We start from the raw sequence: 15,705 nt of genomic DNA on the forward strand, positions 1-15,705 counted from the left end.
GTCCCAGATCAAAAGGGCCGCCAACCGCCATCACCAGATGCGAAGCCGCCGTGACATGGGGGGCCGAAGGCCGTGGGCTTGCATACAGCTCCCCCGCGATGATCTCCCCCACCACATGGTCCGGGAGCGCCTCCAGGTCCGCATAGGTCGCGGGTTTCTTCGCCATGGATTCTCCCCTGTCCTCGCCGCCCATCACTCTATCCATGGTCGAAGGAGGTAGCACGCACGTCTGACGTACCAGGGCGTCACCACCGTCCCCTACCCCACAGGTCTTTCCGGGAAGCAGCTCCTTTCCAGCACCCAACGCCCCGTGCCCAATTCCCTGCCCCGATGAAAGGTCGCGGTTAAGAGCCGGCCGCCCGGCGGCGGACGCCGGTCCTCCTCCAAGAAAGCCCCCATGGCCCAGCCACTCAAGGGACGTGAAATCCACCTGAAGTCCCGCCCGAAGGGCGAACCCACGCCTGAAATCTTCGAACTCGTGGAGGCCGCCGTCCCCGAGCCCACCGACGGTCAGGTGCTCGTGCGCAACCACTTCATGTCCGTGGATCCGTACATGCGCGGCCGCATGAACGACACGAAGTCCTACGTGCCGCCCTTCAAGCTGGGCGAAGTGCTGGACGGCGGCAGCGTGGGGCAGGTCGTCCGCTCGCGCTCTCCGGACTTCAAGGAAGGCGACTACGTCGTCGGCGGCACCGGCGGCTGGCGCGAGTACGCCGTGGCGCCCGCGAAGCACTACCAGAAGGTGGACCCCAGCGTAGGCCCCCTGTCCGCGTACCTGGGCGTGCTCGGGATGCCGGGCATGACGGCCTACGTGGGCCTGCTCGACATCGGCAAGCCTGCCGCCGGTGAGACGGTCTTCGTGTCCGGCGCGGCGGGCGCGGTGGGGGGCGTCGTGGGGGAGCTGGCCCGCATCAAGGGCTGCCGCGTGGTGGGCAGCGCCGGGTCAGACGCGAAGGTGAAGCACCTGCGCGAGCAACTGAAGTTCAACGACGCCTTCAACTACAAGTCCGGCCCGGTGGCCGAGTCCCTGGCGAAGGCGTTTCCGGAAGGCATCGACGTCTTTTTCGACAACGTGGGCGGCGAGCACCTGGAGGCCGCGCTGGGCCTGATGAAGAACCACGGCCGCATCGTGCTGTGCGGCGCCATCTCCCAGTACAACGCCACCGCCCCTACGCCCGGTCCGCGCAACCTGATGCTCGCGGTGGGCAAGCGCCTCACGCTCCAGGGCTTCATCGTCTCCGACCACGGCGACCGCCGCGCGGACTTCCTGCGCGACATGGGCGGCTGGCTGCGCGAGGGCAAGGTGTCCGACGTGTCCACCATCGTGGACGGCCTGGACAAGGCCCCCGACGCCTTCATCGGCATGATGCGCGGCGACAACACCGGCAAGATGCTGGTGCGCCTCGTCAAGGACGCCTGACGCTCGCTGGCCAACGTCCGGAACGAACAACACCCGACATCCTCGCCGCGCTCCGTTTGGCACCCCGCAGACGGAGCGCGGGAAACGCGCGGCCTCCGCAACCTCGGGCAGTGTGCACGCCCCCTTGAAGGAGGCAGCACGTTGAGCTCTCAGAAGCAGCCGGACGCGGTTCACGTCGACGAGAAGAGCAAGGACACCCAGCTCGCGAAGGATCGCTCGGACGGTACGGGCAACTTCCTCACGACGGACCAGGGTCTGCGCATCGAGCACACGGACGACTCGCTCAAGATTGGAGCGCGCGGCCCCACGCTGCTGGAGGACTTCCACCTGCGTGAGAAGGTGATGCGCTTCGACCATGAGCGCATCCCGGAGCGCGTGGTGCACGCCCGAGGCTCCGCGGCCCACGGCTACTTCCAGGTGTACCAGCCCATGTCCAAATACACGCGGGCCGGGTTCCTCCAGGACCCCTCGCGCAAGACGCCCGTGTTCGTGCGCTTCTCCACCGTGGCGGGCTCGCGCGGCTCCGCGGACACCGTGCGCGACGTGCGCGGCTTCGCGGTGAAGTTCTACACGGACGAAGGCAACTTCGACCTCGTGGGCAACAACATCCCCGTCTTCTTCGTGCAGGACGGCATCAAGTTCCCCGACTTCGTCCACGCCGCCAAGCCGGAGCCGCACCACGAGATGCCCCAGGCGGCCACCGCGCACGACTCCTTCTGGGACTTCGTGTCACTCGTCCCGGAGACGATGCACATGGTCATGTGGGCCATGTCCGACCGGGGCATCCCGCGCAGCTACCGGATGATGGAGGGCTTCGGCGTCCACACCTTCCGCTTCATCAACGAACAGAACGAGTCGCGCTTCGTGAAGTTCCACTGGAAGCCGCTCCTGGGCGTGCACTCGCTCGTCTGGGATGAGGCGCAGAAGCTCGCGGGCAAGGACGCGGACTTCCACCGCCGCGACCTCTGGGAGTCCATCGAGATGGGCGACTTCCCGGAGTACGAGCTGGGCGTGCAGATCATCGAGGAGGCGGACGCCCAGAAGCTGGGCATCGAGCTGCTCGACGCCACCAAGCTCGTCCCCGAGGAGCTGGTGCCGGTGCAGCGCATCGGCAAGCTCGTGCTCAACCGCAACCCGGACAACTTCTTCGCGGAGACGGAGCAGGTGGCGTACTGCGTCTCCAACGTCGTGCCGGGCATCGGCTTCACGGATGATCCGCTGATGCAGGCGCGGCTGTTCTCGTACCTGGACACGCAGCTCACGCGCCTGGGCGGGCCCAACTTCGCGGAGCTGCCCATCAACCGTCCGGTGGCGCCGGTGCACAACCACCAGCAGGACGGCTTCGGGCGGCACACCGTCAACACCAGCCGGGCCAACTACCACCCGAACTCGCTGAGCGGGGGCTGCCCGTTCCTCGCGTCCCAGAAGCAGGGCGGCTACGTGCACCCGCCGGAGCAGGTGAGCGGCAAGAAGCAGCGCGTGCGCGCCGAGTCCTTCCAGGACCACTACAGCCAGGCCGCGCTCTTCTTCAACAGCCTCACCCCGCCGGAGCAGGAGCACCTCATCGACGCGTGTCGCTTCGAGCTGGGCAAGGTGGAGACGCTGCACATCCGCGAGCGCGTGCTGGAGCACTTCGCCAAGGTCGACGGCAAGCTCGCCACCGAGGTCGCCAAAGGGCTGGGACTGCCCACGCCCGCGGCCCAGCCGCCCGCGGCCAAGGGCCCCGTCGCCACGTCCCCCGCGCTCAGCATGGAGCTGGGCAAGGGAGGCGGCATCAAGAGCCGACGCATCGCGGTGCTGGTGGCGGACGGCGTGGACTCGGATGAACTGATGGCGGTGCGCAAGGAACTGGAAGGCCAGGGCGCGCACGTGAAGGTCATCGCGAAGCACCTGGGCACGGTGAAGGCGGCCAACGGGCAGGCGGTGAAGGTGGACAAGAGCGCCATCACCACCGCGTCCATCGAATACGACGGCGTCTACATCCCTGGCGGCGCCGCGAGCGTCGCCACGCTGAAGAAGGACGGCGAGGCGCGCCACTTCGTGCAGGAGGCCTACCTCCACTGCAAGACGGTGGCGGCGTCCACCGGCGCCACGGACGTGCTGAAGGCGTGCGAGGTGGATCCGGCCGCGCCCGGCATCGTCACCGGCACCGCGCAGGCGCTGGGCAAGGCCTTCGTCACGGCGCTCGCGAAGCACCGCCACTGGGACCGCGTGGACCACGACCGCGTCCCGGCCTGAGCCAGGAGCGACACGGCGTCACCGCGTCCACTGCACCGCGGTGACGTCGTAGTGCCGCATCTCCTCGATGTCCGGCACATAGGGCCGAATGGCAGCGAGGAAGGGCGGGAAGTGGGCGCTCTTGCGGAAGCCCTGCATGTGGCCTTCCGCGGAGTCCCACTGGATGCGCAGGATGTAGTGGTCTGGCGCGTCGTGGCAGCGCGACAGCTCGAAGCCCAGGCAGTGCGGCGAGGCGCGCAGGCTCTCCTGCGCGGTCTGGTAGGCCGCTTCGAAGTCCTGCGCCCGGGCCTCGGGAATCGTGTAGCGGATGTATTCGACGATCATGCCTTCGAGGATAGGACGTCCCGGGGCACGGCGCGTCAGCGCACGGGGGCAGCAGGGGCCTTTCGCCGCCAGTCGGGCGGACAGCCCTCGCGCAGCACCCGGGCCACGGCGAGCGCGCAGGCGTAGCTGCTCGTCATCGGCCGCTCGCACCAGGCGCCGGCCGCGTACAGCCGCACGGTGGGCGCATGCTCGATGTGGTCCACCGTGTCCGTGCGGCCCAGCAGTTGGGCCGTCTTCGTGTCCGCCACCGTCACCACCGCACCCAACCCCGCGGGCAGGCCCGGCATGGGCCCGGCGGCGCAGACCACGACCGTGCCCTGTCGCACCGCGCGCCAGAGCACTTCCGTGAGCGGCGCCTCCAAGGCCCGGACCACGGTCCCCAGGCTCAGGTTGATGACCTCCGGGCGCACCTCGTTCGTCAGCCACTCCAGCGCTTCGAGCAGGCACAGCGAGTCCCCGCGCATCGTCCCGTCCAAGACGCGCGCGACGTACCACTCCACGTCCGGCACGGGAGGCCCTGCGTCCATCAGGATGCTCAGCACCGAAGTGCCGTGCCCGTGCGTGTCCTCCAGGTCGGCCAGGACGGCATCCCCACCGCGCCACGCCTCCAGCTCCTCACGGGAGTGGACGCGGGACTCCAGGCGCCGGGTGGCCCGGTCCAGCGTGAAGCTCGCGGCCCCGGCCAGCCGTCCGCCGTGCTCCCGCAGGAAGCCCACCGACACACCACTGTCCACGACGGCGATCTTCACGGCGACGCCTCGCTCAAAACCTGAAGCCACGGGAGGGAGGTGGAAATCCATGGGGGCATCCGGGGCGCTCGGGGGACACGCCCCGGACAGGGTGAAGCCCTTCGCGCTAGCAGCTCGTGCTGTCCTCGCCCCTCGGCAGCGCGAACTGCGGGTAGTAGATGCCCTGCCAGTTGGTGCCGTTCCACGTGTAGGCAATGCCGTTCATGTTCGACGAGCCACAGGCGTGGCCCACCAGGTCCTGCGTTCCCTCGACGTCCGACAGCAACGCCGACACATCCTTGCTCGTGAACTTCATCGCATGCCTCCTGGAATCCAAAGAGAGCTTTGGATTCCATGAAACGTTACGGGCCGCGTCCGACAAGTCAATCCACGGCGCGGCGCGAGGGACGCAAGGCGGTTAGGGTCTCCCGGTCCAACGCTGTGAGAGGTGTCTCGCGATGAAGCTCTGGGCCCGCTGGTTCCGCATCCCCTTCTGGCAGCGCGTGCTGGGCGCCTTCGTGCTGGGCGCCCTCGCGGGTTGGGCGCTGGGCGAGAAGGCGGGCACGTGGCTCCAGCCGCTGGGCACGCTCTACGTGCAGCTCATCCGGATGATCGCCACGCCGCTGGTCTTCTTCGCCGTCATCCACGCGGTGTCCGCGCTGCGCGGCCAGAAGAGCATGGCGAAGCTGGGAGGCCGCACCTTCCTCTGGTTCGCCCTCACCGCCGCGCTGGCCGTGGGCGTGGGCCTGGGCACCGCCGCCCTCACGAAGCCGGGCGTGGGCGTGGGCCAGCTCCAGGTGGCCTCCGACTACAAGCCCCGGCAGGTGCCCGGCCCGGTGCAGGTGCTGCTGGACGTGGTGCCCACCAACCCCTTCGCCGCGCTGGCGGAGGGCAAGATGCTCCAGGTCATCTTCTTCGCGGGCCTCGTGGGCTTCGCGCTGGTGAAGCTGGGAGAGCGCACCGCGCGCCTGCGCGAACTCGTGGGTGAAGCCAGCGACGCGATGATTCAGGTCACGCGCTTCGTGCTGGAGCTGACGCCGCTGGGCACCTTCGGCCTCATCGCCGCGCTGGTGGGCACGTACGGCTTCGAGCGGCTCCTACCCCTGGCCACCTTCGTCCTCACGCTGTACCTGGCGTGCGCGCTGCACGTCATCTTCGTGTACGGGGGCCTGCTGCTCGCGCACGGGCTCAACCCGCTGCGCTTCTTCCGGGGCGCCGCGCCCGGCATGCAGGTGGCGTTCGTCAGCTCCTCCAGCTTCGCGTCCATGCCGGTGGCCCTGCGCAGCGTCACCCACAACCTGGGCGTCAACCGCGACTACGCGGCGTTCGCGGTGCCCCTGGGCGCCACCATCAAGATGGACGGCTGTGGGGCCATCTACCCGGCGATGACGTCGCTGTTCATCGCGCAGTACTTCGGCCTGTCGCTGTCCGCGCCCCAGCTCTTCATCATCCTGCTGGCGTCGGTATTGGGGAGCTTCGGCACCGCGGGAGTCCCGGGCACCGCGGTGGTGATGACCACCGTGGTGCTGAGCGCCGCGGGCCTGCCGCTGGAAGGCCTGGGCTACCTGCTCGCCATCGACCGGGTGCTGGACATGATGCGCACCCTCACCAACGTCACCGGGCAGATGCTGGTGCCGGTGCTCGTCGCGCGCGAGGAGGGCCTGCTGGACCTGGACGTCTACAACCGCGCGTCCAGCAACGTGGGGCTGGAGGAGACCCAGCCCCCGTCGCCGACGGCGTGAACTACTTGCAGCTCTTCGGCGGAAGGGAATCGATCCAATCCGCGATGAGCTGCGAGCCCTCCGCGTGGTGAACGACGCGGCCAATCTGCGGCATCATCTTCCCGGACTCCTCCGTGTGCAGCCGGTACCAGAGGATGGACTCCGCGTGGTTGCCCGGGACGATGTCGAATTCACCGCCCACGCCACTGCCCGCTGAACCCGGGCGCTTGCACTCGCCCAGCGTGAACAGGTTCGCGTTGTCGATGTTGAGGAACAACTGGCTGGTGATGCCCGCCGTCCCCTTCGGGTTGTGGCAATGCGCGCAGTTGATGTCCAGGTACGTGCGCGCCCGCGTGGACAGGTCCGCCGCCGCCGGGTTGAACGCGTCCGGAGCCTTCGGCAGCTCCGCTGGCGCGGGCAGTCCGTCCAGCTTGCCCAGCGACGCCAGGTACTCCAACTGGTCGCGCTCCACGCCGCCGTACGTGTTCGTGTGGTGCAGGTAGCGCGCCTTCACGCCGATGGGGTGCATCACCTGCTCCCCCGTCTCGTCCTGGAGGTGGTGGCACTGCTGGCACTGGTTCTTGGACGGCACCGAGTACCTGAACGCCTGGGTGTTGCCCTGCAGGTCGATGAACGTCACGTCGCGCGAGCGGCCACCGGTGGCCAGTTCAGCCTCCGTTTGAGGAGCATTCCACACGTACGGCCACGCCTCCCAGCCAGACGGCTGGCGCACCAGGACGCGCGTCTCGATGTAGCGCACGTCCTGGTCCGGCTTCCGCAGGTCCGCCGGGAAGGCGAACGTCTTGGTGATGAGCGTCCCCACCGGCAGGTCCAGCGCGTCCATCGGCTGGTAGTGCGCCACCTTGCCGGCGGGGATGTAGAGGGTGCGTGACTTGACCGAGTAGTCGGAGAACAGCGCGGTGGACAACGTGTAGGGCACGTTGCCCTCCACCGGCACCAGTCCCCCGTCCGCCGGGCTGCCGGTGAACAAACCGAAGCCCGACAGCACGTTGGGAATGGCCAGCGGAGGCCCGGCGTCCACCGGGCCCGCGTCCGTGGCCCCGGCGTCCGGAGCGCCCGCGTCGGGCACCCCTGCATCCACCGTCCCCGAATCGGGAACGCCCGAATCAGGAACGCCCGCGTCCGCCGCTCCGGCATCTGGAACGGAGGTGCCCGCATCGGGCTGGGGCCCCGGGTTTTCCGGGTCGGATGAACCGCAGGCCGCCAGCGCGAGGGCCAGCAGCACCACGGAGAGACGGGGCTTCACGAACGACGTCCGCATGGGTGTCACGCTCCCTGACCGCGATTACTTGATGAAGTCGCCAATGGTCAGCGCGGGAGAGAAGCCCGCGCAGTCGAAGGCGGTTCCCGTCACGGCGTAGTGCCGCGTCTTGCCCCACGCGCCAATCAGGTCCCCGCCGGTCGCGGCCTGTCCCGCACCCGCCAGGTCCAGGTCCACGATGGCGTTGCGGGTGCCCGCGGGCAGGGTGTTGCCCTTGAAGCAGATGTTGATGGGGTTCACCTGCGTGCGGGGATGGCCGGCCGGATCCACGCCGTCCCACAGCAGGTGCGGCACCCGCAGCTCGCCCTGCGTCTCGCCGTAGGCGTAGAGCGCCGCCACGAGCGCCCCCAGCGGACGGCGCTGCGCGCTCAGGCTGCCGTTGTCCACCAGGTCACCGCTGCCGCCCTTGAAGGTGTTGCCGTGGATGCTGATGTCCGCGCTCTCGAAGTTGAAGCCACCCGCCGCCCACAGCGTGGGGTCCGGCTCGATGGACAGGCCGCTCAGCACCGCCACGTCCAGGGAGTTGTTGTTCTCCCAGGTGTTGCCCGTCAGCTCCACCCGGCGCGACGCCAGGATGAACGTGCCCGTGCCGGCCGGCACCTGCGACACCGTGCTGCTGCTGGCGGCCACCGACGCGAAGTTGGTCCGGTTGTTGTTGATGATGATGTTGTTCAGCACCCGGACGTCGGTGCCCTTGATGGGGTTGCCCGGCAGGTCGAACACCACGAGGCCCGTGGTGTTGTCCTCGGCCAGGTTGCCCGTCACGTAGGCGTACTTCGTGTTCTCGATTTCGATGCCCGCGACGTTCTGCTTCGCGATGTTGTTGCGCACGACGGCGTACTCCGTCTGGCCCACGTAGATGCCCGCGTCCGCGGCGTTGTAGGCCTCGCAGTCCTCGATGACGACGAACTTCGACTTCACCGGGTACAGGCCGTACTTGCCGTTGTTCTCGTCGTTGACCTTCGCCCACTCGGTGCGCACGCGGCGCATGATGACGTCGGTGGAGGACTCGATGCGCACCGCGTCCTTCTTCGCGTTCCACACCGCGACGTCACGCACCTCGAAGCGCTTGCCCACCACGTCCAGGCCGTTGGAGTTCGCGGCCGCGTTCGTGAACACCAGCACCGTGCTGGTCGCCGTGCCCGTGCCCTCGCCCTTCACGCCCTTGCCCGCGCCCGCGATCGTGATGCCGTTCTGGCGGACGGTGATGGCGTTGTCGAACGTGAACGTGCCCGCCGCCAACTGGATGGTGGTGCACTCAGCCAGCGTGTTCACCTGGTCCTGGAGCGCTTCCTCCTGGCCCGGCGTGAACGTCAGCGTCGCCTGCGTCTTGCCCTCGCAGGAGAAGTCCCCCGCCGCGCCGCCATCCCAGGCGATGCCCGTGTCCACCGGGGGACCGGCGTCCGGCTCCGTGCCGGCGTCGGTGCCCGCGTCCGTCTGGGTCCCCGCGTCCGGCCTCGGGGTCGGAAGCTCCTCGTCCTCGGAGCAGGCGGTCAGCGAAAGGGCCCCCAACAGGGCCAGAAGGGCGGCGCTCGAAGCGCGGGTCCACTGCAAACGGGGCATGTCATTCCTCCGCGAAGCCGCTCCGCTTGGGACCCTTGAGGAAACATCCGGGCCCGCGAAGCAGCGGGAAGGCGGCATGCTCGGAGCAAAGACACACGGGCGACAAGCATTAGTTGCACGTTTGTGTTTTGACGCGGTGCCCCTTTGGCCACGCGGAAAAAGCACGCGCACGCGGTAAGCCTATCGCTTCGAATGTGTCCGCACCGGGCGTGACGCAAGGTCCCGGGGCGGACGGCCGGACGGGCGCCCCTGGCCCCTTCGCGGGGTCCCCGGCTCCCACCCGGGCGGTCATCTTCCAGGGGTGTCGCGGCACCGCCCTTCCTCTCCCCGCGACGGAAAAGAGGCTTCCCATGCGCGCAAGCACCCTGGCGACCCTGGTGGTGGCGTTCGCGTCCGGCGCGGCCACCACCGCGATGGCGCAGCAGGACGAAACGTCGATGGCCCCCCAGGGCAATGACTCGCAGGGCCTGGATGCCCGGCAATCACTGACAACCACCCAGAGTGAAGGCACGTTCTGGGACAATTACTGGTATCAGCCCCAAGCCGGCACCGGGTTCCAGCGGCCCCTCGACGGGACCTACGAACTCCAGCAGCCGCTCGTCGGGACGTATCAGCTCCAGCAGCCGCTCAACGGCACCTACGAACTCCAGCAGCCGCTGAATGGCACCTACCAGCTCCAGCAGCCGCTCAACGGCACGTACCAGCTTCAGCAACCGCTGAACGGGACCTATCAGCTCCAGCAGCCGCTCAACGGCACGTACCAGCTCCAGCAGCCCCTCTACGGCACGGGCACCTCGCGGACCCCGCGCGCGCGTTAGCCGGAGCCGCGTCCCCCGGTACTTCCGGGGGACGTTCCCAGGGGACTTCAGCGACGCGCGTTGAAGGTGTCGCAGGCCTCCAGCGTGCCCTGCTCCAGCCCCCGCTTGAACCAGGTCATGCGCTGCTCGGCGGAGCCGTGGGTGAAGGACTCGGGGACGACGTGGCCCCGGGCGCGCTTCTGGATCGTGTCGTCGCCCACGGCGCTGGCCGCGCCCAGCCCCTCCTCGATGTCGCCCGGCTCCAGCAGGTTGCGCTCCTTCTGCGCGTGGCGCGCCCAGATGCCGGCGAAGCAGTCCGCCTGAAGCTCGGTCAGCACGGAGAGCTGGTTGGCCTGCTCCTCGCTCGTGCGGCGGCGCAGCGACTGCACCTTCTGGGAGGTGCCCAGCAGGTTCTGCACGTGGTGCCCCACCTCGTGCGCGACGACGTACGCGCGGCCGAAGTCACCGGGCGCGCCGAAGCGGCTCTCCAGCTCGTCGAAGAAGGTCAGGTCCAGGTACACGCGCTGGTCGCCCGGACAATAGAAGGGCCCCACCGCGCTCTGCTGCGCGCCGCACGCGGACTGCACCGCGTCCGAGAAGAGCACCAGCCGAGGCTGCACGTAGCGCACGCCCACGGGCTCCAGCAGTCCGGGCCAGGTGTCCTCGGTGTCCGCGAGGATGACGGACACGAAGTCCTTCATCTCCTCCTGCTGCGGATCCACCGCGCGTCCCGAGCCGCCCGTCGCCGGATCCGAATACGGGGAGCGCGAATCCACCTGCACGTCGGACGGGTCTCCGCCCAGCAACATCACCAACAGCGCCACCACCAGCGACGCGGCGCCACCGCCCACCGCGAGCGGGCGTCCGAAGCCGGAACCCCGTCGGTCCTCGATGTTCGAGCTGCGACGTCCGCCTTGCCACCTCATGCGATACCCCTCCCCTGTCGGGCTGCCCTGCGGACCAAGGTAGGCAGCGGGCCACACGTCAGCGACGGGGATTCCCGAGCCGACCGTTCGCCAGGAGGTCCGTAGGGCAGGCGGGCAGGCGGGCCATGCAAGGGGCAGCGGGCTCATTCCGGAAGGGAGAAGCCCACCAGCCCGGATGCCACGCGCGAAGCGGCGCCCAGGCGCTCCATCAGGGCCGGGCCGAAGTACTGGCGCCGGGCCTCGCCCTGACCGCTGAGCACCTGCTCCGGCGTGTCCAGGTAGCCCACGTAGCCGTTGGCGAGCCCCAGCACGTGGGTTGCGCCCGTGAGCCCCATCAGCGCCTGTCCCGCGCTCGTGGTGGGTTCGCCCGGAATCGCCAGCAACTCCAGCGGCCCCAGGGCCAGCGCATCCACTTCCGTCTCCCGGGGCGAGGACGCGCACAGGAAGTTGTCCCCCGCCGCGCGGGTGAACGTGGGCACCAGCCGCGACGAATCCGGCCGGGGCAGCGACGCCTGCACGCGCGCGAAGGCCAGCCGCACCGGCCCCTCCACCGCCGCCGGGGTGGCCCCGTCCGCCAGCGCCGACAGCCGGGTCGCGAAGGCCGCGGCCCGCTCCGGCCCCTGCCCTTCGGAGAAGGCCACGGACGCATTGCCTTCGCTGCCCTGCACGAACAGCGTCACGCCGCTGCCCGCCGCTTCGCGCAGCGCGCTCAGGCGGCCCGGGTAGTCCGGATCCACCAGCGCCCGCTTGCGGGGAATGAGCGTGGCGTGCGCGGCGAACACCAGCACCTCCGCCACCGGCGCCTTCGCGCCCTTCAGCACCACGCGCGTGAGCTGTCCGTCGGGGACCTGTCCGCCGCTGCGGGAGGTGACGAGCCCTGCGTCCGCCGCGCCGCCCACCTCCAACGTGACGTCCGTCATCGAAGCGGCGGCCTTCTCCAGCGCTTCGCTCGCGCCCATCACCACCGCGCTCACCGCCGCCGGCAGATAGCGCCCCGTCCCGGAAAGCTGGGCCACCCAGCGCGCGTCGTACCCTCCAAAAGAGGAGTGCGTGTGCGTGGCCACCACCAGCACCTCCTTCACGCCCACCCGCGCGGCGCGCTCGCGCACCTGCTCCACGATTTCCGGGGTAACGAAGAGCAGCTCCAGCGACACCACGCCCACGCGCGCGCTTCCGACCTCCAACACCACCGCGCGGGCCTGGAGGGGCAGCTCGGCCTGGCTCGCCTCGGGCCGGGGCGGCGAGTAGCCCGCCACCACCACCGGGAAGGGCGGCGACAAGGCCACCTTCGCCGCACCTGCTCGCAGGGCGCCTTCGCCCTGGATCTGGGACAGCACCACGGGCGTGCGTTCTTCCCAGCGCCCACACCAGTTCCAGGAGGCGAGCGCGTAGGCCGCCCCCGCCGTTAGGAGGACAAAGGGCAGCAGGGCACGAAGCAGGGAACGCCGGGAAGAGGACATGCCGGAGGGAGCCTAACCGCTCCAGACCTCAGGACCGTGCCTACCTTTCCGGCCAGCGGCACCCTGCCTGGCCTACAGGAGCCGACGTCTTGCGACAGGTGGAATACCTTCCGTGAAGACGTGCGTTCCTGTTCCGCTTCGAGTTCGAAAGGGGTAAGGCAGCGCGCCATGTGCGGCATCTTCGGAATCGTGGGACACGGAGAGGCGTCCAACCTGACGTACCTGGGGTTGCACGCCCTGCAGCACCGCGGACAGGAGTCCGCCGGCATCGTCGCCTCCGACGGCCACATCCTGCGCGCGCACCGGCAGATGGGCCTGGTGGCGGACATCTTCACCGCGCCGGTGATTGATGGACTGCCGGGAGACGCGGCCATCGGCCACGTGCGCTACAGCACGGCGGGCGGCAGCCAGCTCAAGAACGCCCAGCCGCTGTTCGTCGCGTGGGCGGGCGGCCAGTTCTCCATCGCGCACAACGGCAACATCGTGAACGCGGCGGAGCTCAAGGCCTCGCTCGAAGCGGACGGCGCGCTCTTCCAGTCGGACGCGGACACGGAGGTGGTGATGCACCTCCTCGCCCGCTCCAAGCAGCCCACCTTCGAGGCCAAGCTGGTGGAGTCCCTGCGCAAGGTGGAGGGCGCCTACAGCATCCTGCTCCTCACGGAGGACAAGCTCATCGCGGTGCGCGACCCGCACGGCTTCCGGCCGCTGGTGCTGGGCAAGATGAAGGAAGGCGCCTTCGTCGTCGCCAGTGAGACGACCGCGTTGGATCTCATCGAAGCGGAGGTGGTGCGCGAGCTGGAGCCCGGCGAGCTCATCGTCATCGAGAACGGGGTGCTGCGCGCCAGCATGCCCTTCAAGCCCGCGCCCCGCCTGGGCCGCTGCATCTTCGAGCACGTCTACTTCGCCAAGCCGGACTCGGTGCTCTTCGGCTCCAGCGTCTATGAGGTGCGCAAGCGCCTGGGCATGCAGTTGGCGCGCGAGCAGCCCGCGCCGGACGCGGACCTGGTCATCGCGGTGCCGGACTCGGGCGTGCCCGCGGCCATCGGCTTCTCGCAGACGAGCGGCATCCCCTACGACGTGGGCCTCATCCGCAGCCACTACGTGGGCCGCACCTTCATCGAGCCGCAGCAGTCCATCCGCCACTTCGGCGTGAAGCTGAAGCTGTCCGCCGTGCGCAGCGTCCTCAAGGGCAAGCGCGTGGTGGTGGTGGACGACTCCATCGTGCGCGGCACCACCAGCCGCAAGATCGTGAAGATGCTCAAGGCCGCGGGCGCCGTGTCCGTGCACCTGCGCATCTCGTCGCCGCCCACGCAGTGGCCCTGCTACTACGGCATCGACACGCCCAGCCGCACGGAGCTCATCGCCGCCAGCCACAGCACGGAGGAGATCGCCAAGTACGTCACGGCGGACTCCCTGGGCTACCTGTCGCTGGAAGGCCTGGGCGCGGCGGTGGAGGATCCGAAGCGGAGCACCTACTGCACCGCGTGCTTCTCCGGGCAGTACCTCACGGAGAAGCTGTCCCGGGACTCGGACGCCAAGCTGAGCGCCTGAGTCCGGGCGCACGGTTCCGGTGATGCCCTCGACCTCCGGCCGGCCGGAACTCGCGCAGGCGGAGCGGCAGTTCGTCCGCTCCGTGCTGGCGGGGCTGCTGCTGCTGGGGGTCGTCGCCGTCGCGGGCCCTCTGCTCTCCTACCGCGGTGACGTGGCGGGAGCCCGCGCGGAGTTCCAGACGCGCATGACGCGGGAGGCGCGCGTCTACGCGGAGGCGCTGGGTCTGCACCTGAAGCTGCTCCAGACGGAACTCTTGCGCGTGTCCGAAGGCGTGGGCCCGGACGTGAAGCGCGAGTTGCCCACCGAGGACCTCCAGGACCTCACCACGCCCCGCGCCGGCCTCTTCCACGCGGGCGTGATGGTGCTGGATGCGCAGGGCAAGCTGCGCTGGAGCGACCCGCCGCTCGCGGAGGATTCCTCTCAGGGCGGCTTCGCCACGCGCCCGTGGTTCCAGCAGGTGCTGGCGCGGCAGACGCCGGTGGTGGATGCCATCGCGCCGGGAGCATCCACCTTCGTCGTCGCCGTGCCGGTGGTGCGCGCGGGCGTCACCACGGCGGTGTTCGCGGGCCTGCTGGACACGAACTCGGCGCTGCCGGGAGGCCGGCCGCTGAGCAGTGACCTGGAGCTGCTCGTCCTCAACGCCTCCGGAGACCTGTTCCTGCCGACGGCGCCACCGTCGTGGGCCAGCGTGCCGCGCGCCTCCGGAGAGCTGCGCGAGTTCATCCGCGAAGGCACCCGTCCCCCGTCGCTGGACGCGATGCCGGAGACCTTCCTCACCGCCACGCCGGTGCCGGGCACGGAGCTGCACCTGCTGCTCGCCGCCGACGAGACGGCGCTCCTGTCCGGACTGCGCGACCGCTTCCTCGTCCAACTGCTGGTGCTGGCGCTGCTCCAGGTGGGCACGCTGGTGCTCTTCAGCATCCACTGGCGCCGCGTCTACGGCCTGTTCCGCGAGGTGGAGAACCGCGCCGCGCAGCAGGAGAAGATGGCCGCGCTGGGCAGCGCCGCCAGCCTCATCGCGCACGAGGTGAAGAACTCCCTCAACGGCCTCAAGGCCGCCACCGGGCTCGTGTCGCCGGAGGGCGACGGTGGGCTCGTGGCGCGCACGCTGCACGGCCAGATTGACCGGCTGGCGCACCTGGCCACGTCGCTGCTCAACTTCGGCAAGCCGCCCGTCGTGCGCCGCGTGGACGTGGACCTGTCGCGGCTGGTGCGCGACGTGGTGGAGGGCCTGCGTTCGCTGCCGGAAGCGGACGAGGTGCGCGTGGACGTGGAGGTGCCCCAGGACGCGGCCCCCATGTCATGTGATCCGCTGCTGCTCACCACCGCGTTGGACAACCTGGTGCGCAACGCGATGGAGGCCACGGTGGCGGCCAAGGACCTGGGCCGGGTCGCGCAGCCCCAGGTGTGGGTGAGGGCCCGCTTCGACGCTGACGCCGCGGTGGTGACGGTGGAGGACAACGGGGGCGGTCCTCCCGAAGGCGCCGAGGGCCGGCTCTTCGAACCCTTTCGTACCTCCAAGCCCAAGGGCATCGGGTTGGGGCTGGCCATGACGCGTCAGGCGCTGGAGCATCAGGGCGGACAGCTCACCTTCGAGCGCCTGCCCGACGGCAGCCGCTTTCTCCTCCACCTTCCCCGAGCCCCCCGGTCATGAGCTGTCTGATATACACATCTGACGCTGCCGACGAAGCTAGA

The 15,705-nt window shown here is 69.5% G+C and carries 13 protein-coding genes; 6 read left to right on the plus strand and 7 right to left on the minus strand.

The window, feature by feature from the left end:
* Positions 1–397 precede the first annotated feature (397 nt).
* Positions 398–1,420, plus strand: a complete 1,023-nt coding sequence (locus D7V88_RS28210; RefSeq protein WP_120543729.1) for an NADP-dependent oxidoreductase — start codon at positions 398–400, stop codon at positions 1,418–1,420.
* A 141-nt stretch (positions 1,421–1,561) separates the two neighbouring features.
* Positions 1,562–3,658 carry a catalase gene (locus tag D7V88_RS28215; protein WP_120543730.1) on the plus strand — a complete coding sequence of 699 codons (2,097 nt, stop codon included), beginning with the start codon at positions 1,562–1,564 and terminating at the stop codon, positions 3,656–3,658.
* 18 nt (positions 3,659–3,676) lie between these two features.
* Here D7V88_RS28215 and D7V88_RS28220 read toward each other — a convergent pair whose 3' ends face one another.
* The 3 genes from D7V88_RS28220 to D7V88_RS28230 all read right to left on the minus strand — a co-directional run bounded on the left by D7V88_RS28220 (position 3,677) and on the right by D7V88_RS28230 (position 5,026).
* On the minus strand, positions 3,677–3,982 hold the full coding sequence (locus tag D7V88_RS28220) for a putative quinol monooxygenase (protein WP_120543731.1): 306 nt from the start codon (positions 3,980–3,982) through the stop codon (positions 3,677–3,679).
* Between the two features lie 35 nt (positions 3,983–4,017).
* Positions 4,018–4,731 carry a S8/S53 family peptidase gene (locus D7V88_RS28225; protein WP_120543741.1) on the minus strand — a complete coding sequence of 238 codons (714 nt, stop codon included), beginning with the start codon at positions 4,729–4,731 and terminating at the stop codon, positions 4,018–4,020.
* A gap of 106 nt (positions 4,732–4,837) precedes the next feature.
* Complete coding sequence (locus tag D7V88_RS28230; protein WP_120543732.1) at positions 4,838–5,026, minus strand: hypothetical protein; 189 nt, start codon at positions 5,024–5,026, stop codon at positions 4,838–4,840.
* A 142-nt stretch (positions 5,027–5,168) separates the two neighbouring features.
* On the opposite strand from D7V88_RS28230, the gene D7V88_RS28235 reads away from it, so the two are divergent.
* Positions 5,169–6,452 carry a dicarboxylate/amino acid:cation symporter gene (locus D7V88_RS28235; RefSeq protein WP_120543733.1) on the plus strand — a complete coding sequence of 428 codons (1,284 nt, stop codon included), beginning with the start codon at positions 5,169–5,171 and terminating at the stop codon, positions 6,450–6,452.
* 1 nt (position 6,453) lies between these two features.
* On the opposite strand, the gene D7V88_RS28240 is transcribed toward D7V88_RS28235, so the two are convergent.
* Positions 6,454–7,713: an SO2930 family diheme c-type cytochrome gene (locus tag D7V88_RS28240; protein ID WP_120543734.1), complete on the minus strand. Its 1,260-nt coding sequence runs from the start codon at positions 7,711–7,713 to the stop codon at positions 6,454–6,456.
* 24 nt (positions 7,714–7,737) lie between these two features.
* Complete coding sequence (locus D7V88_RS28245; RefSeq protein WP_120543735.1) at positions 7,738–9,276, minus strand: parallel beta-helix domain-containing protein; 1,539 nt, start codon at positions 9,274–9,276, stop codon at positions 7,738–7,740.
* Positions 9,277–9,626: 350 nt separating this feature from the next.
* Here D7V88_RS28245 and D7V88_RS28250 point away from each other — a divergent pair, with 350 nt between their 5' ends.
* A complete protein-coding gene (locus D7V88_RS28250; protein ID WP_120543736.1) occupies positions 9,627–10,094 on the plus strand; it encodes a hypothetical protein in 468 nt (155 codons plus the stop codon).
* A gap of 47 nt (positions 10,095–10,141) precedes the next feature.
* Here the strand turns inward: D7V88_RS28250 and ypfJ are convergent, their stop codons facing one another.
* Positions 10,142–10,999 (minus strand): KPN_02809 family neutral zinc metallopeptidase, encoded by an 858-nt coding sequence (gene ypfJ, locus D7V88_RS28255; RefSeq protein WP_120543737.1) that lies wholly within the window; start codon positions 10,997–10,999, stop codon positions 10,142–10,144.
* A gap of 143 nt (positions 11,000–11,142) precedes the next feature.
* Positions 11,143–12,459, minus strand: a complete 1,317-nt coding sequence (locus tag D7V88_RS28260) for a neutral/alkaline non-lysosomal ceramidase N-terminal domain-containing protein (RefSeq protein WP_120543738.1) — start codon at positions 12,457–12,459, stop codon at positions 11,143–11,145.
* Between the two features lie 168 nt (positions 12,460–12,627).
* On the opposite strand from D7V88_RS28260, the gene purF reads away from it, so the two are divergent.
* Both purF and D7V88_RS28270 read left to right on the plus strand, forming a co-directional pair.
* Positions 12,628–14,010: an amidophosphoribosyltransferase gene (purF, locus tag D7V88_RS28265; protein WP_244238437.1), complete on the plus strand. Its 1,383-nt coding sequence runs from the start codon at positions 12,628–12,630 to the stop codon at positions 14,008–14,010.
* 22 nt (positions 14,011–14,032) lie between these two features.
* A complete protein-coding gene (locus D7V88_RS28270) occupies positions 14,033–15,664 on the plus strand; it encodes a sensor histidine kinase (RefSeq protein WP_120543740.1) in 1,632 nt (543 codons plus the stop codon).
* Positions 15,665–15,705: the final 41 nt, after the last annotated feature.

The organism is Corallococcus terminator (genome assembly GCF_003611635.1).
GTDB lineage: Bacteria > Myxococcota > Myxococcia > Myxococcales > Myxococcaceae > Corallococcus > Corallococcus terminator.

Coding starts and splice junctions, on each gene's coding strand:
- D7V88_RS28210 (WP_120543729.1), top strand. CDS start 398: ATGGCCCAGCCACTCAAGGGACGTGAAATCCACCTGAAGTCCCGCCCG.
- D7V88_RS28230 (WP_120543732.1), bottom strand. CDS start 5,026: ATGAAGTTCACGAGCAAGGATGTGTCGGCGTTGCTGTCGGACGTCGAG.
- D7V88_RS28260 (WP_120543738.1), bottom strand. CDS start 12,459: ATGTCCTCTTCCCGGCGTTCCCTGCTTCGTGCCCTGCTGCCCTTTGTC.
- D7V88_RS28240 (WP_120543734.1), bottom strand. CDS start 7,713: ATGCGGACGTCGTTCGTGAAGCCCCGTCTCTCCGTGGTGCTGCTGGCC.
- D7V88_RS28235 (WP_120543733.1), top strand. CDS start 5,169: ATGAAGCTCTGGGCCCGCTGGTTCCGCATCCCCTTCTGGCAGCGCGTG.
- purF (WP_244238437.1), top strand. CDS start 12,628: ATGTGCGGCATCTTCGGAATCGTGGGACACGGAGAGGCGTCCAACCTG.
- ypfJ (WP_120543737.1), bottom strand. CDS start 10,999: ATGAGGTGGCAAGGCGGACGTCGCAGCTCGAACATCGAGGACCGACGG.
- D7V88_RS28250 (WP_120543736.1), top strand. CDS start 9,627: ATGCGCGCAAGCACCCTGGCGACCCTGGTGGTGGCGTTCGCGTCCGGC.
- D7V88_RS28245 (WP_120543735.1), bottom strand. CDS start 9,276: ATGCCCCGTTTGCAGTGGACCCGCGCTTCGAGCGCCGCCCTTCTGGCC.
- D7V88_RS28270 (WP_120543740.1), top strand. CDS start 14,033: ATGCCCTCGACCTCCGGCCGGCCGGAACTCGCGCAGGCGGAGCGGCAG.
- D7V88_RS28220 (WP_120543731.1), bottom strand. CDS start 3,982: ATGATCGTCGAATACATCCGCTACACGATTCCCGAGGCCCGGGCGCAG.